The 21,328-nt window shown below is 59.2% G+C and carries 20 protein-coding genes; 12 read left to right on the top strand and 8 right to left on the bottom strand.

The genetic code is table 11. The features are described 5' to 3' along the window. Positions 1-215 precede the first annotated feature (215 nt). From HMPREF2787_RS04750 to HMPREF2787_RS04730, 5 genes are all read right to left on the bottom strand, one after another. The gene (locus HMPREF2787_RS04750; protein WP_070603261.1) at positions 216-1,448 is read right to left on the bottom strand and encodes an amidohydrolase; all 1,233 of its coding nucleotides are present in this window, start codon (positions 1,446-1,448) and stop codon (positions 216-218) included. 82 nt (positions 1,449-1,530) lie between these two features. Further along, positions 1,531-2,028: a hypothetical protein gene (locus tag HMPREF2787_RS04745; protein ID WP_070603259.1), complete on the bottom strand. Its 498-nt coding sequence runs from the start codon at positions 2,026-2,028 to the stop codon at positions 1,531-1,533. Between the two features lie 107 nt (positions 2,029-2,135). Continuing rightward, positions 2,136-2,747 (bottom strand): suppressor of fused domain protein, encoded by a 612-nt coding sequence (locus tag HMPREF2787_RS04740; RefSeq protein ID WP_070603257.1) that lies wholly within the window; start codon positions 2,745-2,747, stop codon positions 2,136-2,138. Positions 2,748-2,776: 29 nt separating this feature from the next. Then, complete coding sequence (locus HMPREF2787_RS04735) at positions 2,777-3,421, bottom strand: DUF402 domain-containing protein (protein WP_070603254.1); 645 nt, start codon at positions 3,419-3,421, stop codon at positions 2,777-2,779. 96 nt (positions 3,422-3,517) lie between these two features. Continuing rightward, entirely contained in the window at positions 3,518-4,210 is a 693-nt protein-coding gene (locus HMPREF2787_RS04730; protein WP_070603252.1) for an Rv1157c family protein, read from the bottom strand. Between the two features lie 636 nt (positions 4,211-4,846). Here HMPREF2787_RS04730 and typA point away from each other — a divergent pair. The 7 genes from typA to HMPREF2787_RS04695 all read left to right on the top strand — a co-directional run bounded on the left by typA (position 4,847) and on the right by HMPREF2787_RS04695 (position 13,238). Next, the gene (gene typA / locus HMPREF2787_RS04725; protein WP_070429521.1) at positions 4,847-6,760 is read left to right on the top strand and encodes a translational GTPase TypA; all 1,914 of its coding nucleotides are present in this window, start codon (positions 4,847-4,849) and stop codon (positions 6,758-6,760) included. Positions 6,761-6,842: 82 nt separating this feature from the next. After that, on the top strand, positions 6,843-8,993 hold the full coding sequence (locus HMPREF2787_RS04720; protein ID WP_070642234.1) for an ABC transporter family substrate-binding protein: 2,151 nt from the start codon (positions 6,843-6,845) through the stop codon (positions 8,991-8,993). An 8-nt stretch (positions 8,994-9,001) separates the two neighbouring features. Beyond that, on the top strand, positions 9,002-9,955 hold the full coding sequence (gene mshB, locus HMPREF2787_RS04715) for an N-acetyl-1-D-myo-inositol-2-amino-2-deoxy-alpha-D-glucopyranoside deacetylase (RefSeq protein WP_070858529.1): 954 nt from the start codon (positions 9,002-9,004) through the stop codon (positions 9,953-9,955). After that, on the top strand, positions 9,948-10,469 hold the full coding sequence (locus HMPREF2787_RS04710; RefSeq protein WP_049172726.1) for a hypothetical protein: 522 nt from the start codon (positions 9,948-9,950) through the stop codon (positions 10,467-10,469). The genes mshB and HMPREF2787_RS04710 overlap by 8 nt, the downstream gene beginning before the upstream one ends. A 232-nt stretch (positions 10,470-10,701) precedes the next feature. After that, a complete protein-coding gene (gene fdxA / locus HMPREF2787_RS04705; RefSeq protein ID WP_005509435.1) occupies positions 10,702-11,025 on the top strand; it encodes a ferredoxin in 324 nt (107 codons plus the stop codon). Positions 11,026-11,079: 54 nt separating this feature from the next. Beyond that, positions 11,080-12,207, top strand: coding sequence for a succinyldiaminopimelate transaminase (dapC, locus tag HMPREF2787_RS04700; RefSeq protein ID WP_070858528.1), 1,128 nt, complete (start codon positions 11,080-11,082; stop codon positions 12,205-12,207). 89 nt (positions 12,208-12,296) lie between these two features. Next, on the top strand, positions 12,297-13,238 hold the full coding sequence (locus tag HMPREF2787_RS04695) for a pseudouridine synthase (protein WP_070858527.1): 942 nt from the start codon (positions 12,297-12,299) through the stop codon (positions 13,236-13,238). On the opposite strand, the gene dapD is transcribed toward HMPREF2787_RS04695, so the two are convergent. The 3 genes from dapD to HMPREF2787_RS04680 all read right to left on the bottom strand — a co-directional run bounded on the left by dapD (position 13,235) and on the right by HMPREF2787_RS04680 (position 16,843). After that, positions 13,235-14,206 carry a 2,3,4,5-tetrahydropyridine-2,6-dicarboxylate N-succinyltransferase gene (dapD, locus tag HMPREF2787_RS04690; RefSeq protein WP_069358850.1) on the bottom strand — a complete coding sequence of 324 codons (972 nt, stop codon included), beginning with the start codon at positions 14,204-14,206 and terminating at the stop codon, positions 13,235-13,237. The genes HMPREF2787_RS04695 and dapD overlap by 4 nt on opposite strands. A 116-nt stretch (positions 14,207-14,322) precedes the next feature. Then, positions 14,323-15,726, bottom strand: a complete 1,404-nt coding sequence (locus HMPREF2787_RS04685) for an amino acid permease (protein ID WP_305764554.1) — start codon at positions 15,724-15,726, stop codon at positions 14,323-14,325. Positions 15,727-15,850: 124 nt separating this feature from the next. Further along, positions 15,851-16,843: a 2,3,4,5-tetrahydropyridine-2,6-dicarboxylate N-succinyltransferase gene (locus tag HMPREF2787_RS04680; protein ID WP_049193666.1), complete on the bottom strand. Its 993-nt coding sequence runs from the start codon at positions 16,841-16,843 to the stop codon at positions 15,851-15,853. Between the two features lie 83 nt (positions 16,844-16,926). On the opposite strand from HMPREF2787_RS04680, the gene HMPREF2787_RS04675 reads away from it, so the two are divergent. From HMPREF2787_RS04675 to HMPREF2787_RS04655, 5 genes are all read left to right on the top strand, one after another. Beyond that, positions 16,927-17,817, top strand: coding sequence for a hypothetical protein (locus HMPREF2787_RS04675; protein ID WP_246824201.1), 891 nt, complete (start codon positions 16,927-16,929; stop codon positions 17,815-17,817). 5 nt (positions 17,818-17,822) lie between these two features. Continuing rightward, on the top strand, positions 17,823-18,959 hold the full coding sequence (dapE, locus tag HMPREF2787_RS04670) for a succinyl-diaminopimelate desuccinylase (RefSeq protein WP_070858524.1): 1,137 nt from the start codon (positions 17,823-17,825) through the stop codon (positions 18,957-18,959). A gap of 69 nt (positions 18,960-19,028) precedes the next feature. Beyond that, complete coding sequence (locus tag HMPREF2787_RS04665; protein ID WP_070858523.1) at positions 19,029-19,856, top strand: LOG family protein; 828 nt, start codon at positions 19,029-19,031, stop codon at positions 19,854-19,856. Between the two features lie 45 nt (positions 19,857-19,901). Next, on the top strand, positions 19,902-20,714 hold the full coding sequence (gene folP, locus HMPREF2787_RS04660) for a dihydropteroate synthase (RefSeq protein ID WP_070858530.1): 813 nt from the start codon (positions 19,902-19,904) through the stop codon (positions 20,712-20,714). 222 nt (positions 20,715-20,936) lie between these two features. Next, positions 20,937-21,104 carry a DUF3117 domain-containing protein gene (locus tag HMPREF2787_RS04655; RefSeq protein ID WP_005509573.1) on the top strand — a complete coding sequence of 56 codons (168 nt, stop codon included), beginning with the start codon at positions 20,937-20,939 and terminating at the stop codon, positions 21,102-21,104. The last annotated feature ends 224 nt before the right edge of the window (positions 21,105-21,328 follow it).

Below are 21,328 nucleotides of genomic sequence, written 5' to 3'. Positions count from 1 at the left end.
AAACTCATACAGTTTCACATTTGCAGCCCGTAAGTTTTTGGGTTAAGTAGCAAGAAGCATGTCCGGTCGGCGTGCGCCGGGGCCTACTTGTTCGCTTAACCCCCGGTTTTTTCGGCCGTCCCGCACGAGTCCCGCACGAGCCCCGCACGAGTCCGGCACTACACCATCCACCAGCTCGCCAGCAGCCGCACGCATCAGCCTCGCTAATTACACCCTCATTTCGCCAACCAAGCGCAGGCCGCTACAACGATTGCCTCTGCTCCCCGGTCAAGAGTGGGTTGGAGATCAGGGGCAAAAGCCGGGTTGTGGTTGCCAACAGCGCTGCTCTCATCCGCGAAACCGCCGAGCCCCCAGTACGTATATGGCACGCCAAGCGCATCGGGGATGATTGAGAAATCTTCAGAGGCGGGCACGGCGTCCAAGTCGGAGACTTCTTCACCGAAGTACGCGTCGAATGCCTCACGCACAGTATTCGTGGCATCCCCGTCATTATTCGTGAGGGGATAGCGGTCGTAGTAAGTGAACTCCGGGTCTTGAGGGCTGCGGGCAGCAACACATTCTGCTCGTACAATGCGCTCGATTGCCTCTTTGAGGTGTTCGGTCACGGCGCTGTTGTAGGCACGAGTGTTGATGAGCAGCTCTGCGGAGTCAGGGATGACGTTGGACTTAGTTCCCGCCTGAATCGCACCAACGGTCACCACTGCGGTCTCGGTGGCCGCTACCTCACGCGAGACAATGGTCTGAAGACGCATCACAATGGTGGATGCCAAGACAACGGGATCGACACTGAGCTCCGGCATGGATCCATGGGAGCCATTACCGTGCACAGTGACCTTGACCGAGAATGCAGAGGAGAGAACAGGCCCGCGGCGAGTTCCCACATAACCGCCGGGCAAGCTAGCTAGTACGTGTTGACCGAGATAAACATCGGGACGCGGAATAGCCCTCTCCAGATCTGCCGCCAGCATTGCGCGTGCACCTTCGGCGGTTTCTTCAGCGGGTTGGAAAATACCGATGAATGTGCCAGACCACTGATCAAGGTTTTCGTTGAAAGCCTGCAGCGCTGTGAGCAAAGACATCAGGTGGAAGTCGTGCCCACAAGCGTGGGCGACGGGGACCTCTGTGCCGGTCTTTTCATCAATCTGCGTTGCTGTGGAGGCGTAGTCTTTGCCGGAAGTCTCCTTCACCGGTAGCGCATCAATGTCTGCGCGCATAGCTACAATCGGCCCGGCACCGTTCTCAATAATGGCAACGATGCCGGTGTCTCCGATGCGATGTGTGGAAATACCTGAAGCTTCGAGCTCCTGAATAATCCGGTCTGCAGTGCTGTGCTCCTGCATGGAAAGCTCAGGGTGCTGGTGGAAATACTTGTATAGTTCCTCGCGCTGGGACTGGGTGGACGCGAGACCATTCAAAATGTTTCTGGCGCTCTCAGTATCAGTGGGCATACCTAAAATGTACGCCGACCTAAAGCGGACGGTGGAGGCCCTGGAAGGCATCCCCGCCCCGTCCCAAACCTCTAAGAGCTGCCTACGTCGTCACAAAGAACTTCTGGTTTCGCTCGCCGCGGTAGGACTGGGCGGTTGCAGTTGCGGCGATGATAGAGGCAACAATCAGCAGGCCAGCTGTAATCAAACCGAGCACCGACGAGGCTCCGGAGCGTACCTGGGAAATCGTTCCGACCAGCGTCATTGATGCATTAATGACAAAAACTGCCGCCGCCACGGACAGCACCGTGCGCGCTGCAGTCGATCCTTCAAGGAGTTTGCCAGCAAGCCACCAGCACGCAATCGCCGTTGCCGTCTGCGCGAGAATCGCAAACGCGAAGCTCACGGCCAAGCTGGTCTGAGCAGCAGAAACCTCGATGTTGTTGGCCTTTGCCGCTTCCGTAACAGTCGCATCCCATTTCAATAGGGAACTGACCACGGTCAGGATTAGTGCTGGGACGTAAACATATACCGCCAGCCGCCACCACCGAAAGGACTGCGCCGCATGGAAAGGAACGTCTTTAGCCGAATTGACTACCATAATTCCATACTCTAAACCACGCTGTCGCGGCGCGAAACGTCACTGCTAGGTTGCACTTATCGCTTGCCGACGAGCAGATAACCGGCAACCATCACAAAAGCTAACTTTTATACAGCGCTGGTGCGGTGCGGGTCGGTGAAGTCGACACCTTGGGTTTCCCACACGCGACGCAGTTCGTCAACGCCCTTAGCCCGAGCAAGGGCAAATTCGTTGGTCGTGGCCGGGACCGGCTGGAAGATTGTGACTTCGGTTTCCTCCACCGCGACCGGCGGGATTTCTGCCTTGAGCAGCACAAAACCGGTGAAGCGCGACTGATCCCACAGTGGCTGGCCGAAGTCAATAAGTGCCCCCTCGGTCAGGACGAGGCCTTCGATGCTTGGGGAAGCGGCAAGAATACCCAGCGGGCGGATGACTTCGTCCAGTCCACCACGAATAGGCAAGATGAGTTCGGCACGCGGGCCAGAGTTGGTGTCCACCACCATTGCGGACGGATCTTGCATCGCCTCGGCACTGCAACCCAGTGTTGCATAGGTGACAATCCGGTCTGTGTCAGGTCCGAAGCGCAGCATCTTCAGTGGCGCAGAGCCAAGGAAGGTCAGCTGGGCTTCGCCGGGGTTGGACTCTTCAAAGTAGGAGGTAAATGCTGCTCGGACGGCTTTGATGATCGCATTGCTATCAGGGCCGGCGGGAGGAATGGGGCCGGTTAAGTTATCGAACACGGGCGGTACTCCTTGTTGAGGTGGTCATTTTAAGCTGCGGGCGAAAGCTCAACAGCATCAGCCCACGTCGCATCGAGGTTCAAAGTCTGCATCCACGCATCAATGTTGTCACCGTGTGCAGCGATTGCGGCGCGTGCAGTCAGCGTGGTCTCGATAGCGAATTCGGTGAGTTCATCGCTAATCAGCCCTTGAGTGTGGGCCGCGACGAGCTCGTCGACATCTTCAACTCGAATCTGCGTGGCCGCATCGACAGGTAGGGGAGCTATGGCCTCAGGATCGGTCGGTGCCTGCAGGATGTCGAGATACAAATCGGTCATACGCCAGCACTGCGGATCAGTCCGGTCGATGCTGACAATATCGACGTAGCGTTGGTGTTCCACCTTCACGCCCGGACGGAAGTGATAAATGCTGATGCGCAACCCCTCGTCGGCAAGCAGGAATGACTCAAGATATCCAAACTTTGAATGATCCATCCCACGGCGCATATAAAGGCGGCTGGGAGTGAGAGGTCGGAACTCGTCGACATTGCGCCGAAAGCCCTTGGGGTCGGTGTTGACCATTTCACGTAGGTCAAAGGTCTCGACTTTCGGAGGATGTGTGTCCTGACTCGAGCGAATTGGGGAGAGCGCAGGAGCTGCCGCGGTCGAAGCCGAAGTAGCCGGTGAAGTGGACATGCGAATACCTTAACGTGTGGGGGCTGCTTTTTTGGGCATAGAAAAGCCCTTTCTGCATACGCGATGCAAAAAGGGCTAGGGGAGAACTAGAAAAACTTAGTTCAGGCCGACCGGGAAGACACCGGCGGTCGGGGTGTAGTTGCAGTTGGTCGCGCCAGACTCTTCCTGAGTGGTGATACCGCCCTGCATGACAGCGATGACCACGCCCTTGCCCGTGTCAGCGGTGCCGTTGACAGCGCCCGGGCCCTCCTCGGCGTTGATGCCGTTGTTCTCCAGGGTGGTCTTGCCGTACTTGCCGTTAGCAACGTTGACCCAGTAGACATTCATCTCAGTGTCCTGCTGCTTAGCCAGCTGCTTGGTGCCCAGGCCAGTGAAAATGAAGCCAAGCTGGTTTTCTGGAACACCTGGCAGAGGCAGGTCTGCCGGGCCCGGAACGGTAGTGGCCAGGCCGAAGGAACGACCTTCGCCGCCGATGCACTTGTCGGCAACAGTAGGCAGCAGGAACTGGTTGGTCTTCGGGGCACCTTCCGGAACCTTGAAGCCCGGCTCGCCCTCGCCCTCACCAGTCAGGAAGTCAATTCCCTTGTTCAGTGCGCTGGAAATTTCCTCAGGAACGCCTGGGGAGTTAATGATGTCGCGCGCGTTGCCGTAGAGATTCGGCGAAGCGATGTTCAGGGAGTCCAGCGACGGGGAAGCAGAAGCGGCGGGAGTCATGCCCGCAGTGAGAATTGCAGCTGCACCCAAGGTCGCTGCGGCACGGCGCAGGAAAGAGCGTCCAGTCGAAACCACGGTGAAGAACCTCTCATTCGTGGGCTATTGGAGTCGGAATCAAAATTTCGGAATCGTTGCTCATCTTAGAACGACTCCAACGGGAATTGGAAAGATTTGAAAAAGAAATGTTCAGAATCTTCTCAGGAGATTAACGCACGGATTCCCGCGTGTCGCAAGTTAATTAGAGTGATTTTTGATGTAGAACGAGATGATTGTGAAAATTGAGGCGAAATGCGTATGTATGGGGTTAATGGTGTTTCGCAGTGTGTAAGCGGGTGAAGTCAAGTCTCATCCCGTGGGGTTACAACTATGGCATTTGGTCACATCTATCACATGGTGGGCTGAGAGATTGCCGTCGTGAAGCGTTGTGGCGCTGGCGGATATGCCGTTATGGCTGTCGGTAAAGCGGGGGTGCAGTAAGGGGGTAGTTTATCCCTAAGGGTGGCGCGGCAGTGCCACTTTGCATGACGGATAGGTGCTCGGGGTTGCGAGAATCTCTGCCAGATGTGCAGGGGCATTAAGAAGGAGTACACTGTAGAACGCTTTATTACGCGTTGATGCGGGGCGTTAAAGGCAGTCGTAAAGACAGTCCTTTAGGGCAAGGCCGTATCTTTTTTCTTTTAGTCCTCTTAGCTTGTTAGGAGCTATCCGCCTGTGAGCGATACCGAGTTCCGTAATGTCGCCATTGTCGCACACGTCGACCATGGCAAGACCACTCTCGTGAACGCCATGCTGGAGCAGTCCGGCGTTTTCAGCGACCACGAAGAAGTTGCAGACCGAGTGATGGACTCTGGTGACCTTGAAAAGGAAAAGGGCATCACCATCTTGGCGAAGAACACCGCTATTCGCCGAAAAGGTGAGGGCAAGAACGGCGAAGATCTCATCATCAACGTCATTGACACCCCTGGTCACGCCGATTTTGGTGGCGAGGTGGAGCGCGCACTGTCCATGGTTGACGGTGTCGTGCTGCTGATTGACTCCTCTGAAGGTCCGCTGCCACAGACCCGCTTCGTCCTGGGCAAGGCGCTTGCTGCCTGCATGCCGGTGATCATTGTCGTCAACAAGACTGACCGCCCAGATGCACGTATCGACGAGGTTGTCGAGGAAGCACAGGATCTGCTGCTCGAGCTAGCCTCCACCCTGGAAGACCCGGAAGCTGCAGAGGTCGCTGAGCGCAACCTTGAGCTGCCGGTTCTCTATGCCTCTGGTCGTGCCGGTAAGGCTTCGACCGAGAACCCGGGTAACGGCAACCTGCCGGAGTCCGAGAACCTGCAGCCGCTGTTCGACGTCATCACCGAGGTGCTCCCGGAGCCGTCCGCTGAGATCGATGCCCCGCTGCAGGCGCAGGTGACCAACCTGGACTCCAGCTCCTTCCTTGGTCGAATTGGTCTGATTCGTATCCACAAGGGCCGTATCCGCAAGGGACAGCAGATTTCGTGGATTCACTACGATTCCGAGGGCAACGAGCATGTCAAGAACGCGAAGGTTGCAGAGCTGCTGCGTACCGTCGGCGTGACCCGCGTTCCTGCTGAAGAGGCCATTGCAGGTGACATCGCCGCTATCTCCGGTATCGACGAGGTCATGATCGGTGACTCTCTCTGTGATGTCGAGCACCCGGACCCGCTGCCGCGCATCCTGGTCGATGAGCCGGCTATTTCCATGACCATCGGTGTGAACACCTCGCCACTGGCAGGCCAGGGTGGTGGCGATAAGCTGACCGCTCGTATGGTCAAGGCCCGCCTGGACCAGGAGTTGATTGGTAACGTCTCGCTGCGCGTGCTGCCGACCGAGCGCCCGGATGCCTGGGAGGTGCAGGGCCGTGGTGAAATGGCGCTGTCCGTTCTGGTTGAAACTATGCGTCGTGAGGGCTTTGAGCTGACCGTCGGTAAGCCGCAGGTTGTTACCAAGACCGTCGACGGCAAGGTTCAGGAGCCGTACGAGCACCTGACGATCGACGTTCCAGAAGAGCACCTGGGCGCTGTCACTCAGCTGATGGCGGCTCGTAAGGGGCGCATGGAGCAGATGGGTAACCAGGGCACCGGCTGGGTGCGCATGGAGTTCCTTATTCCGTCCCGCGGTCTGATTGGCTTCCGTACCACTTTCATGACGGAGACCAAGGGCACCGGTATTGCCAACCACTACTCGGCCGGTTACGGCGAGTGGGCTGGTGAGATTAAGGACCGTCCGACAGGATCGTTGGTGGCTGACCGTACCGGCCAGATCACCGCTTACGCACTGATTCAGCTTTCTGACCGCGGCACCTTCTTCGTCGAGCCGGGTGACCAGGCTTACGAGGGCATGGTCGTTGGCCAGAATCCGCGTGATGAGGACATGGATATCAACATCACCAAGGAAAAGAAGCTGACCAATATGCGCGCAGCCTCGGCTGATGCGACCGTGACTCTGGAGAAGGCGCACAAGCTTTCCCTCGATGAGGCTATGGAGTTCTGTGGCGCTGACGAGTGCGTTGAGGTCACCCCGGAGGGCATTCGCGTACGCAAGCAGATCCTCAGCGCCACCGATCGCGCTCGCGCTCGTTCCCGCGCGAAGGCCATGAATAAGAAGTAATTCGGGTTGCTAGGGGACTGGGCCACCTGAAAACCAGTCTCGGGGTAACTGACTCGGTCAGGTGTCGAGTAATCTCGTGAATATGTTTATTCGCAGCCGTCGTCACGCAGCCTCTCGTCGATTTTTCGTAGCATCGACACTCTGCGTGACGGCGGCTTTGGCGTCTTCGTGCATGGCTCGCCCGTCGGACGCTCCGACTGTGCCCGGGCAGCAGGAAGCGCCGGTGCAACAGGAAGACACCGCTGACCAAGCCAAAAAGATGCGTGAAGTCACGGTCGGTGTCGACGAGTTTGTCGAAGGTTTCAATCCGCATTTGCTTGCCGACGTCTCCCCGGTGACCAGCCTGGTAGCGCGACTGACACTGCCTAGTGTTTTTACCCCTGCGCCGGTTGAGGGCGAGGCTGGTGACGCCAGTGCCTCCGCGCAAGCTCCCGGAGTGGTGGATAACGCTGCCAATGCTCGCTCGGCAGGAGCTCCCCAATGGCTGCTCAACTCCGACTTGCTGGATTCCGTGCAGGTCATCGAGAGTGATGACAGCAAAGACGGTGACGCCAGAAACGGAGCTGGAAACGGAAAAGCGGCCGATGTTGACATCACGGATCCGACGGTAGCGGCAGAGCATGTCCGCTACCGCATTCGAAAAGGGGCGCAGTGGAGCGATGGCACGCCAATCAGTGGCGAGGACTTCCGCTACCTATTTTCCCAAGTCACGTCCACGCCAGGATCGCTGGATACGGCGACTTATGAGCTGATTAAATCCATTGATGTCTCCGATGGTGGCCGTCAGATTGACGTGACGTTCACTCAGCCGATTACGCATTGGCAGCGCCTGTTTGCACATCTCTTGCCAGCGCATTTGATGCGGTCGAACACTGATGGTTTTTCCGAAGGGCTGGCCAGCCGTTTCCCGGCCTCCGGTGGGCAGTACACCGTCGAGTCGATGGATGTCGGCCGCAACATCATTCGACTGGTTCGAAATGACCGCTACTGGGGTGAGCAGCCAGCAGCCTCGGAGGTTATTACGCTGCGTGCCATGCGTAGTGCCATCGATGGTGCGGAGCAACTGCGGTCGAGGCAGATCCAGGCCGTGCAGGTCCGTCCGACGGAGACCTCTGAGCTGACGTACGGTCTGGTCCCCGGTGTTGCTGAGTTCTTCCATGAGCCCAACCGGGAACTGGTTTTCAGTACCAACCTCGCGTCGAGCAGGCTTGCCGACGAGTCCGTCCGCCGGGCCATTCTGCGCACCATCAACGTTGCACAGGTCTCAGAGGTGGCCACCGGACGCCGAATTGCAGGTGGTTCTGGTGACGGTGGTGACCAGGAGCAATCCGAGGCACCACAGGCCGGTTTTACTGAGGACAATCCGCTACGAATTGGCATCATTAGCGACGGTATAGCGGCACGCGCCGCGGCTTTTGCGGTCGCTGACCAGTTGACTGCAACTGGTATCCCCGCCACCGTTGTTTCGTATTCTCCGGCGGACATGCTGCGGTCTTCGTTGCCCTACGGAACTGTCGATGCCGTGGTGGCATGGGCAGAGCAGCCCAATTCCGTCCAGGCGGCCCGGGAACGCTATGCGTGTACGGAAGGCTCGGTGAGTTCGCTACCGCCGAAGGACCTGGACGAAGCAGGCGCAGAGTCGGCTGCCGAGTCTGAGTCAGAGGCCGAGTCTGAGTCTGAGGGCGTTGACAGTTCGACGAAGCCTGCGCCAAGCGGAGATCGGGAAAAGAGTGCTGAAGAACAGAGCTCGCTGGACGGGACAACATCGTCTGAGCAGTCCACATCTTCTACCTCAGCGGAACCGGCTGATCTCAGCGAAGTACCTGTCGCTCCGAAATCGGCTGCTCGGAGCGAGAATCTTTCCGGCCTTTGTGACCCGCAGGTTGATGAGCTGCTCGCTCCCGACAGTTCTGCGTTGCCCGCTGAACTTGCCGATATCATTGCTGGTCACAGTATCGAGCTGACCTTGGTGAAAGACGGCTTGCTGACGGTCGTCAGCCCGGAAATTACAATTACCGGACGGAAGGACTCTTCGCAGTGGACTGATGACCCAGTGTTGGGCCGCCTCGGTGTTCTGGGCGAGGTTCGCCGAGTCGCGACGCAAAGCGGGACTCGAGAATCGTCGGAGAATTCTCAACCGGGAGATAGTCCGCGCGAAGATACTGAGCAGGACGGTTCGGGTCAGAACCAAGAAGTCCGCGATAACGCCGACCAGGAGAACAAGGGGAAGTAAGAAAGCCCGTGAAGTTACTTTTTGTTCACGCACATCCAGATGACGAGTCCATTTGGACAGGTGGTTTGATTGCGGCTGCCGCGCGCTCCGGAGCGTCGGTAAGCGTAGTGACCTGCACGATGGGCGAGCTGGGAGAGGTCATCGGCGCGCCGTACCAAGGGCTAGTTGCTGATGAAGTTGACCAGTTGGGCGGTTTCCGCGTCGCCGAGTTGCGCTCGGCGCTGCGTGCGCTGGGAGCCAATGGCCCGGACAATGTGCCGCGTTTCCTCGGTGGTGCCGGGCGTTGGCGTGATTCCGGTATGGCAGGGGACAAGGGCAATGAGCATCCCCGTGCGTTCGTGAACTCGGGTGATGAGGCGGTCGCCCAGCTTCGCACCATCCTCGATGAGCTGCAGCCGGACCTGGTCATTACTTACGATGCCGATGGTGGCTATGGGCACCCGGACCACATTCGCGCACACGATATCACTGTCGCGGCGTGCGGAAATCGCTTTCCGACGCTGTGGGCGGTCACCGATCGTGAGGCAATGGCGGCGGGGCTGGATGCCATTACCGTGGTGCCGGAGAGCTGGCAGGCATGCGATGTCGACGACTTCGCTACCGTGACCGGCCATTTCGAGGTTCAGCTGGATGATGCCGCTGTGGCTGCCAAGGTTGAGGCCATGCGCGCGCATGCGACACAAGTGTGGTTCGCCGATGGTTCCGTTAGCGAGGTCAATCCTGATGCTGTCTATGGGCAGACCGACGGCTCTGGTCGTGCGCGAGCCGTCTGGGCGTTTTCCAATTTGCTGTGTCAGCCGGTGACACCGACTGAGGCATACCGTTTTGGTACGGCGACCGCTGCGTCCCTGGAAGAGCTGGGGGAGCTGGTGAATATCCAATTACTGCCAGAGCCGGTAGCGAGCGTCGACTCTGTACCGAGCGTGGATCTGGAAGCGGAGGGGAGTGCGGACGATGAGTAACCCTCAGCCTCACGAAAGCGAAGACTTGATTAACGCTGCTGGCGGAAAGTTGAAGAACGAGCGCTTGAGTATTGAAAAGCGCACATTCGGGGATGAGCGTTATTGGGGGAATCCGGAACGTTCGCAGCCGCGCGAGAATTTCCATCAGGGCGAGGTCACGGTAGCGCTGGTCTGGCTGTCGCTGGCTGCGTTGGCAGCGTTGGTGATTGAAGTAGTTTTCCTCGGAGCGTGGATTACCATCGGCTCGGTTGCTATTCCGTTGCCGTGGACCATTCCGCTGGCCTATATTGCCAATCTGATCATTACCAACACAGCGTTGCTGTGGACTCGTGATCGCTCCAAAGCTGCAATTCCGACTGTCATCTGGGTGCTGGGTTTTGCAGGCATTCTGCTGTGGGCAGTGCTGCCCTTCGGTGGTGATTTGGCAATGGGGCAGTGGTTGCGAACAGTGCTGCTGCTTGTTTGCGGTGTGCTGGGCGGTGCCTGGCCACTGCGCCATCTGCGGGCACTCTAGCGAAAACTGCAGCGGATACTGCAGGAGACGGTGAGGAATTGATGCAGGGCAGGCCCGCATCAATGTGGCCCTTTCTGGAGCCAGTTGATAACAACACCCACGTTGGGTGTAGACTCCAATCTGAATATACCGCTCTGTCTATTTTGCTCTGTTTCTCGTCGGAACGGCATAATCGACAGATAGCGAAAGCCTCATCCCATATCTTGTGAGAAAGGTTCTTAAACCTAAAACCATGACTTACATCATTGCCCAGCCATGTGTTGACGTCCTCGACCGTGCCTGTGTTGAAGAGTGCCCGGTTGACTGTATTTACGAGGGCAAGCGCATGCTCTACATTCATCCTGATGAGTGCGTGGACTGCGGCGCTTGTGAACCGGTCTGCCCAGTCGAGGCCATCTTCTATGAGGACGATGTTCCGGATGAGTGGGTTGAATTTATCGATGCCAATGTCGACTGGTTCGATGAGCTGGGTTCCCCGGGCGGTGCCGCCAAGCTCGGCCCCCAGGACTTCGATGTGCCGTTCGTGGCAGCGCTGCCGCCGCAGGCAGAAGACTAAAACCACAGAGGATTAAACCTATTTCTTTTCCCGGGAAGGACTTCATCACCGCCCATGTCAGCTGCCCGCAAGCGCGTAACTCCCGGTTCTCTTTTGCCTCAGTTTCCGTGGGAGTCTCTCACGCAGGCGAAAGCCACTGCGGCTGCGCATGAAGAGGGCATGGTGAATCTCTCGGTCGGCACACCGGTCGATGAAGTCGCTCCGATAATCCGGCAGGGCCTTTCCGAAGGCGCTGCCGCGCCGGGTTACCCTCAGACCGTCGGCACGCCTGAGCTACGCGCGGCGATTGTTGCAGCGATGGCGCGGCGCTACGGCGTGACGGGACTGGAGTCAGCGGTCAACGGTGGCAATGTGCTTCCGGTCGTTGGCACCAAGGAAGCGATTGGCTGGCTGCCCTTTCTTCTCGGCGTAGGCGCGGGGCACACCGTCGTCATCCCCGAGCTGGCATATCCCACCTACGAGGTCGGCGTCCGTATCGCAGGCGCTGAGCTGCTGCGTGCCGACTCGCTGACGCAAATCGGTCCCGCCTCGCCGACGCTGATGTTCATCAATTCCCCGGGCAACCCCAACGGCAAGGTCCTCGGTGTTGAACACCTGCGCAAGGTGGTTGAGTGGGCGCGTTCTCGGGACGTCATCGTTGCCTCTGACGAGTGCTACCTGGGGCTCGGCTGGACTGAACAGCCAGTCAGTATTCTCGACCCGCGAGTGTGCGACGGTGATTTCACCAACCTGCTGGCTATCCACTCGCTGTCGAAGACGTCGAACATGGCGTCGTACCGCACCGGCTGGTTCGCCGGCGACGCGGACCTCATCGCCGAGCTGGTTTCCGTGCGCCGTCACATGGGGCTGATGATGCCGGGGCCCATCCAGCACGCCACGATCGCCGCGCTTAACGACGACTCCCACGAGGCCGAACAAAAGCAGCGCTACAGTGACCGCCGTGAAATTCTGCGCGATGCTCTGGTAGCCGCAGGTTTTCGTATCGACGACTCCGAGGGCGGGCTCTATCTGTGGGCTACTCGCGGGGAAGACTGCTGGCAGACGGTTGATTGGCTGGCCGAACGTGGCATCCTGGTCGCACCGGGTAGCTTCTACGGCCCCAAGGGTGCGCAGCACGTGCGGGTGGGGCTCACAGCGACGCTCAACGACATCGAAGTGGCGGCGGCGCGTATTCGCGGCTAGCCCGGCCAGATGTGCTGGCCCGAGTAGGCCCAATGCTGCAAACGGTGCCGACATCGGCATAGACCAAATCATAAAAAAGGGAGTGTGCCGTGGGACGTGCCGCAGGTAACCGAGATGCTTGGTGGGGCCTTGAGAAGAACCGTCAGACAGCGCAAGTCGATGCTGCCGCTCACGAGCGCGAGGAGTACATCCCCTTTGAGCCGGCAATTGTGGCCGACACCGATGAGTTTCTGGTCGTAGACAAGCCGCCTTTTCTGCCCGCAACCCCCAATGGCCGCATCGTGGCCAATACCGTGCAGGAGCGACTGCGACGTAGTCTCGGGGAACCGGAGATCGTGGCCGTTCACCGCCTGGATCTTCTGACCAGTGGGCTGCTGTTGCTTTCGCGGAATCCGGCTACCCGTGCGCGCTACCAGCAGCTTTTCCAAAACCAGGAAATCACCAAAGAATACGAATGCCTCACCGTGATGCCCGATGATTGGCATGTGGGGGAAACCCGAGACGTCACACTCCTGCTCGATCCCAACCCTGCGGGGCGCGGAGTAAAAGTCGTGGAGACCGACCATTCCGCTCGCGCTGCCGCGAAGAATCCCAAGTTCAAGCTCGCACGCACAACCGTGACTTTCCTCGGCCCGGTAGCAGCGGACATCGGCGATGTGCTGGCGAACAGCCATGGCAGTGGTGTGACCAGCGCCAGCATTCCGCTGCACGCAGTCGGCTGTGGTTGTGGGCATTGCGGCAGCCGCATGCAGGTGGGGCGCTGGCGGCTACAGCCCCATACGGGCCGCACGCATCAGCTGCGGGCGACGTTGGACTGGCTAGGCTATCCTATTCTCGGTGAGGATACCTATGGCCGGGAAGCGGGGGCGCAGGGGCCGTCGGCAAGCGCGAGTGGCGTGCCAAAGTACACGCCGCAGTTGCGATTGACGGCGACCGCGCTGGCCTTTGTCGACCCCGTCACTGGTGAGCGACGTGCATACCGGAGCGCGCGGACTATCGCGGCCCCGGCAGACGTGCCGACCACCCCTTAGTTAGCGTGCAGCTCCGCGCTGAGCTTCACCTTTTCGGCAGCCCACGGCACAACCTCGACTGCACCAGAGAGCGAGTTGCGGCGGAAGAGCATATTCGATCCGCCCGAGAGCTCGCGGGCCTTGAGCGTCTTCTTCACACCGTCTAGGGCAACGTGGCACTTGGTGCCGGCAGTGATGTAGAGCCCGGCTTCGAGTACGCAGTCATCGCCGAGCGAGATTCCGAGTCCAGCGTTCGCACCGAGTAGGCATCGCTTGCCGACGGACACAACTTCCTTACCTCCACCGGATAGTGTGCCCATGATGGACGCACCACCGCCGATATCGGAGCCGTCGTCGACGACGACCCCCTGAGAGATACGGCCTTCCACCATGGAGTGTCCAAGCGTGCCTGCGTTGAAGTTGACGAAGCCCTCGTGCATGACTGTGGTGCCCTCTGCGAGATGGGCTCCAAGGCGCACGCGGTCAGCGTCACCGATGCGAACTCCGGTGGGAGTGACGTAGTCGACCATGCGGGGGAATTTATCGATGGAGTAGACGGTGACAGGCCCGCGGCGTGACAGCTTGGCTCGGGTTACCTCGAAGCCTTCGACAGCACAGGGGCCAAAATTCGTCCACACCACATTGTTGAGCTTGCCGAAGATGCCGTCCAGGTTGATGCTGTTGGGGGTGGCCAGGCGGTGGGACAGCAGATGGAGACGCAGGTAGGCATCGATGGTGTCGACTGGTGCGTCATCGAGTGAAGCGATGGTAGCTGTGACCAGACGGCGGGTGGTGCCACGGTCCGCATCGGCTACGGCCAGATCTGTGAGGTAGGTGAAATCTTCGGGCAGTGCGTCGGCGTCGATGGTTCCGGTCGTGGTAGAGGTTGCCACGCCCTCTTCGATGAGCTTGGGGGCGGGGAACCAGACGTCGAGAACAGTATCGTTGTTAAAAGTGGCAATGCCGGTAGCTTGTGCTCCAAATTTCATGGAAAACAGGCTACCGGCATATCCCTATCTATGAAAAGTGTTCCGCAAATGTGTAGCAAGGAAGTGTTCGGATAGGGGTAGCAGGGTGGTTAGACCCTGCAATTAATTGTCATGGGCTAGTTGCTTTCGCTGGACTCGAGAGCCCCGCGGGCCGCGGTGCGGCTCTTCTTAGTCAGTGCAGCGAGCACGGCAAGGAACGCAGTGACACACACAACGGCGATAACCTGCTGGCGAGCACCAGGATCGGTGAGCATGCCAACAGCGAGGCCCAGAATCAGGATGACCGCTACCCAGGACAGTGCCGGGTAGGCCCACATGCGAACGGAAAGCTCGTTGTTGGCCTCCATCTGCGGGCGCAGCTTAATCTCGGACAGAGCGATGACCAGCCAGATCACCAGCAAGCAGCCGCCGACAGCGTTCAGCAGGAAGACCAGGACGCTCGAGCCGTCGAAGACAACCTGCAGACCGACGGAGACGAAGGCGAAGACCATCGACATGATGACCGCACGGTTCGGAACTGCGCCTTCATTGGTGTGGGCGAAGAAGCGCGGTGCCTCACCGCGGGTGGACATCGAGTAGACCAGGCGAGAGGTTGCGTAAATCTGAGCGTTGAACGCGGACAGCAGCGCCAGAACGATAATGGCCTCCATGAAGCCAACGGCACCCGGAATGTTCGCCTGCTTCAGAACCTGGGTGAACGGCGACTCAGCTGCGGAGTCAGCGCCGTCAATCTGGGAGTACGGCAACAGCAGGATGATGACGGTCACGCAGCCCAGGTAGAACACAGAGATGCGGAAGATTACCGAGCGGACAGCAGCAGCGATGGAGCGCTGCGGATCTTCAGCCTCAGCAGCGGCAATTGTGACAATCTCGATACCGCCGAAGGCGAAGGCCACGGCCAACAGACCAGCGGCAATGCCGGACACGCCATTCGGGAGGAATCCGGACTCGGCAATATGCGTCGTACCGACGAAGCTGGTGCCTGGCAGCAGACCGAAGAAAAGAAGAACGCCAATGACCAGGAACGCGATAATCACCGCGACCTTGATGAACGCGAACCAGAACTCGAACTCGCCGAAACCGCGCACATTCGCCAAATTCACTACAGCGAAGAAGACAACACAGATCAGGCCTGGAATCCAGCCCGGAATACCGAACCACGCACCCATGATGGCACCGGCGCCGGTGATCTCAGCACCGAGCACCATGATGAGCATGAACCAGTAGAGCCAGCCGAGGACAAAGCCAGCCGAGGAACCAAAGGCCATCTCGGCATAGGTGGAGAAGCTACCCGGTGTCGGGCGGGCAGCGGCCATCTCGCCGAGCATCTGCATGACGAGGACGACAATGAAGCCAGCGATGACATAGGAAACTAGAACACCCGGGCCAGCTGCCTTAATGCCGACGCCCGTACCAAGGAAAAGACCGGCACCGATTGCGGAGCCAAGACCCATCATGGTCAGGTGTCGAACCTGCAGCCCCTTGCCCAGCTGAGCTGTCTCGCCGGAGGTGGAGGTAATTTGCGATTCGGTCATGCCGCAAACATTACCTCGCTGATAACAGGGGCAATAACCGTATTACGGGTTTACCCCCATTCACCGTTTTGGGGTCAACTAATGTGCCTTCACGAGCACTGAAAGTAGGTTATCCGGCCAGCTCATCCGGCACGTCGGCAAGCTGAGCGAAAGCAGCGGCACCTTCGTCATTGCCCGGGCGTTCCGTGCGGCGGACGCACACCGCCGAGTGGTCCGGGTGATGGTAGAAGTGCATGTTGTCGCGGCCCGAAATTTCCCATGCCTGAATACGGCGGTTCTCCGCGGGGACATCGATGGGCGTATCGGGGGCAATGAGGATGCTTCGGTCAATAATGCAGTCATTGCCGAGGCTGACGCCGACGGTGCCGGCCGCGATATCGATGTGGCAGCGCTCGCCAACCGTGAGCGGCTTACGCTGACCGGAATCGTCATGAGCGGCAATGATGGAGGCCGACAGTCCCACCTTCGTGTGCGCGCCAATGACGACACCGGAGGATAGACGTCCCTCAATCTTGCATGGGCCCAGAGTGCCCGAGTTCAGCGAGACAAATCCCTCGCGCAGTACGGACGTACCCGGTGCCAAGTAAGCGCCCAACCGCACGCGCTCGGCCTCTGCAATGCGCACACCGGCGGGCAGCACATAATCGACCATGCGCGGCATGCGGTCGATGGCGTAGACGTGAATCAGACCGCGGACGCGCAAGTGGGTGCGCAGTTGCTCGAAGTTGTCCGGCAGACATGGCCCCTTATTGGTCCACGCCACCACATGGAGTAGCTCGTAGAGCCCCTTGGTGTTTAGCTGGTGCGGCTTGACCAGGCGGTGGGAGAGCAAATGCAGGCGCAGGTAGGCATCGTGCGGGTCGACAGCAGGCTTGGACAAATCCTCAATGGACGTGCGCACTGCCACCTGCTCCACGCGGCGATCCTCGTCCAAAATCACCTGACGAAGCAACTGTGGGGTCAGATCAGCGGCGCCGAGCCGGTGAGTGCTCGATTCTACGACCTCATCGCTTAACTGAGGTGCGGGAAACCAAGTATCGAGAACTGTACCGTCCATTGCGATGTTGGCGATTCCCGTAGCGACAGCACCAGATGTAATCATGATTCTTAATATTAGTATCCCTTTAAGGAATCTTCGCGGAAGGATGAACTATGCCCCTAGCTGGCCTTGAAAGCACACAGAAAATGAAGCAGTGGTTCTTAGTTAGCTTCATCATTGCTGTTAGTGTGCTCGGACTCGGCTTCGTCCTGGCCGTGCCGGTGGTCTTCTATGTCGGATTCGCACTGCTGAGTGCTTGGATTCTTGCCGTAGCCAGCTTCTTTGGTTTCGTTTTGCCGCCGCGAGCAATGCCAATTGGCGCAGTCGGTGTGGCTATTGCCGCAGTGGTTGCGCTCATCGCGCCGAACCGTCTTGTGCTGGTTATCGCAGTTGCCATCGCGGTGGGGCTCGGCGGTGGCATGATTGCCCGCCTTTTGCTGGAGCGCAAGAACCGCGATCAGCAGGCACGCATCGATGCCCTGCCGATGTGGGAGCGCGACGAGCTGGGCGATGTCGCCGAAACGCTTCGTCCTGCTTATCGACGAGACATCGATCCCACCCCAGTGCAGCTGCCACATGCAACGGCCAAGATTGTCGCGGCCGTCTGTAAGCCGCTGGCCGGTTCTACGGTGATTGTCAGCACGAATGAGCTGCGTCCGGTAATTGCGGTCTATGGCTCCCGTGTAGCTGTGGTCTATGGTCCCGGCGCGGGCGTTGTCGAGGAGGAAGGCGGAAACGGAGAGGCGACCGATTCTGCGGGGGAGGAGCGGGCGCTGGGGTCGTCGGCGAGCGAAACTCCGGAGGCAATCATTGCCCAAACTCTCCCGGAAGGAGCGAAAACCCTGGTCTTTGAGGTGGCTGATGGGCTTAAGCGACCGGCGGAGGGGAGAATTGGTGTGACCTCCGCCGAACCGCATGAGCTGGCGCTGTTCCTCGGCGGTGGCGCGCCCGCCAATGGGGATGCGATCAATGGTCGTGCGGCGCATATTCATCACAAAATTCTGGTTTCGCTGGCGCACAATGGTTTGTACGCTTAATTGATGTGAAATCGAAGTTAAATCTGCTCCAAGATCCTGTAGACCTCACGGCGGCACTGGTGGACATCGAATCGGTGTCCCACAATGAGACCGCGATTGCGGATGCCGTCGAGGCGGCATTGCGTGAGGTCGCGCAGGCAGATGAGTCGATTGAGGTCCTGCGCATTGACAACAACGTGATTGCGCGGACCCATCGGGGGTTGCCCCAGCGCGTGATTTTGGCAGGGCACTTGGATACGGTGCCAACTGCGGACAATGTGCCCTCGACGCGTGGGGTAGACGCGCAGGGGCGAGACACACTCTTTGGGTGTGGAACTGTGGATATGAAAAGCGGTGACGCGGTCTACCTGCATGCTTTTGCGACGCTGGCGGCAAGCCAGGAGTTGCAGCGCGACCTGACCCTCATCATGTACGAATGCGAAGAGATCGCCGCGGAGTTCAACGGGTTGCGGCACTTGAGTGAGTCGCATCCGGAGCTCCTGACTGGCGATGTCGCTCTGCTGGGCGAGCCCAGCGGCAATGTCATCGAAGCCGGCTGCCAGGGCTCTATTCGCCTGCGTCTGACCGCGCACGGCACACGTGCACACTCGGCCAGGGCATGGCTCGGCGACAATGCCGTGCACAAGTTAGCACCGGTGCTGTCACGCATTGCCGCCTATGAGCCGCAGACTGTGGATATCGACGGCTTGGCCTACCGCGAAGGGCTCAACGTCGTCTGGCTGGAGGCAGGGGTTGCCACCAATACGCTTCCCGACGAGGCGGTGCTGCGAGTCAACTTCCGATTCGCGCCCAACCGCAGCGCCGATGAGGCCATGGCACACTTCCGCGAGGTGCTGGGACTCGACGAGTTTGCGGCCGAGGATCTCACCGTCGATGTCGAGGATGCGAGCCCTGGGGCACTGCCGGGACTGCATGCGGCTGCTGCGAAGGAGTTGGTTGCAGTCGCAGGCGACGTCGTAAAGCCCAAGTTTGGGTGGACCGATGTGGCGCGTTTTTCGGCGCTCGGCATTCCTGCGGTGAACTTTGGCCCGGGTGACCCGGCGTACTGCCACAAGAAGGACGAGCAGATTCCGGTCGAGTGCATTACGGCACTGTGGGAGGACCTGCGGCGGTACTTGACCACCGCGCCGGTGGCTGAGTAAGCCTAGAATCACACCCTGCCCTCGCTGAGCGGGTGCGCGTATGTCATTGCTGGCATACATTGTGAGGTTATGAAACCTGTACGTACTCCGTCCCCAGCTAAGCGCCGTGCACTCCGCGGCCCAATCGCGATTCGACAGGCGGGCGAACCGCAGGCGTCTACGACCGACCGCAGGCTGTTGTCACACAATCCGAACACGGACTGGCTGCACAACGACACCTGGCGTGTGCTGCGCATTCAGTCGGAGTTCGTTGACGGCTTTGGTGCGTTGGCGGAGATTCCGCCGGCGGTGACGGTGTATGGTTCGGCACGTTTGCCAGAGGACAGCCCGTACTATCAGTGGGGCTTCGACCTGGGCAAGGCGCTGGCGGAGGCGGGTTACGCGACCATCACTGGTGGCGGCCCGGGCATCATGGAAGCCGCCAACCGCGGCTGCTACGACGCCGACGGCCTGTCCATTGGGTTGGGCATTGAGCTGCCGCACGAGCAGCACTTGAATGACTGGGTCGACCTGGGCATGAACTTCCGCTACTTCTTCGTGCGGAAGACCATGTTCCTGAAGTACTCGCAGGCGTTTATTTGTCTGCCGGGTGGTTTCGGCACGCTCGATGAACTCTTTGAGTCACTGGTGATGGTGCAGACTGAGAAGGTGGAAAATCACCCAATCGTGCTGCTCGGCACTGAGTTCTGGTCGGGGCTGGTTGATTGGATGCGTGAGAAACTAGTGGCCATGGAGCTAATCTCTCCGACTGATATGGACCTCTTCCTGGTCACCGACTCCATTGAAGAAGCAGTCGAGTACATCGAGGCCGCGCACGAAAAGCTGTTGGAAGAGTGTGAGCCGACCTCTGACGTTTCCGAAAAGCTCCGCCGAGTCCGTCGCTTCAGCGAAAGGTAGGACGCTGTGCGGAGTTTTTATCAGGACTCCGCGGTGCCGACGGTGATGGCCATCGTCAATCGCACCCCGGATTCCTTCTATGACCGTGGCGCGACGGCTGCGGAGGAGGCTGCGCTTGCTCGCGTCGACGAAGTTGTTGCGGCAGGCGCGGGCATTGTCGACATCGGCGGCGTCAAGGCCGGTATCGGTGCAGAAGTAACTGTTGCCGAGGAAATCGAGCGCGTGGTGCCGACCATCGCGAAGGTCCGCGAGCGCTATCCTGACCTGCACATTAGCGTCGACACCTGGCGCGCCGAAGTCGGAGAGGCCGCCATTAACGCTGGCGCCAACCTCATTAATGACACTTGGGCGGGCCATGACCCGGAGCTGCTGGAAGTCGCGGGTTCCCGCGGGATGGGTTACGTCTGCTCGCACACAGGTGGGGCACTGCCACGCACCAATCCGATTCGCGTGCGTTACGACGACGTCGTGGACGATGTCATCTCAGAAACCGGCAAACTCGCCCAGAGGGCAGTGGACGCTGGCGTGCCGGAGGACCGCATCCTCATCGATCCCACCCACGACTTTGGCAAGAACACCTACCACGGCCTCGAACTTCTGCGGCGCTGCAATGAGCTCGTGGCTACAGGCTGGCCGGTGCTTATGGCGCTGTCGAATAAGGACTTCGTCGGTGAGACTCTGGACCGCCCGGTCGAGCAACGTGTGCCCGGCACCTTGGCCGCGACTGCCCATGCGGCAGCTGCCGGCGTTGCGGTGTTCCGTTCGCATCAGGTGTCCGAAACCCTTGATGTCTGTCGCATGACTCTGGCTATTTTCGGTGATTTTGCACCACTGCATCCGGTGCGTGGGCTGGTGTAAGGGGCGTAGTTTGAGGCGCTTCACCCATGCCGCTGCGTGAAATAAAGGACTATGATGAAGAGAAGTAGTCGAAAATGCCGACAGGGATTCTAAACCGGAATCTTGAACCGGGGTCTTAGACCGAGGTCTTGAACCGGATTGTCAATCTCCCGGCTACCACAGCTGAGCTGGGGTAGCTGGTCGTCTCCTGCATCGACATTGTCTTAGAACGAAGGAGTTCACATGGCAGCAATGAAGCCGCGTACCGGTGATGGTCCGCTGGAGGCAGTTAAAGAGGGCAAGAAGATTGTAATGCGCGTCCCCGCAGATGGTGGTGGGCGCCTGGTGGTGGAACTGTCCCCGGAGGAAGCCAAGGAGCTCGGCGCAGAGCTCGTAGCAGTAGTGGAGTAGCAGAGTAGTGGGGTATCGGGTAGAGGCCGGGTAGTGGCCGGGCCTGTCCGGTTTTGACCCAGCGGCGACCTACACAGGTGGTGTAGGTCGCCTTTTCTTTTTCAGGTGATAACGGCTCGAATGAGGGGTTATGAACAAAAAGTACGGGCTGCAAATGTGAAACTGTGGGAGTTTATGACACTTTCAATCCAGTTTTCGGGGGTAGGGTCAGGCGGTCATTGCAT

Source organism: Corynebacterium sp. HMSC061H03, from assembly GCF_001838215.1.
In the GTDB taxonomy this organism is placed as follows: domain Bacteria; phylum Actinomycetota; class Actinomycetes; order Mycobacteriales; family Mycobacteriaceae; genus Corynebacterium; species Corynebacterium jeikeium_D.
This window is presented reverse-complemented; position numbering and strand designations above follow the sequence as displayed.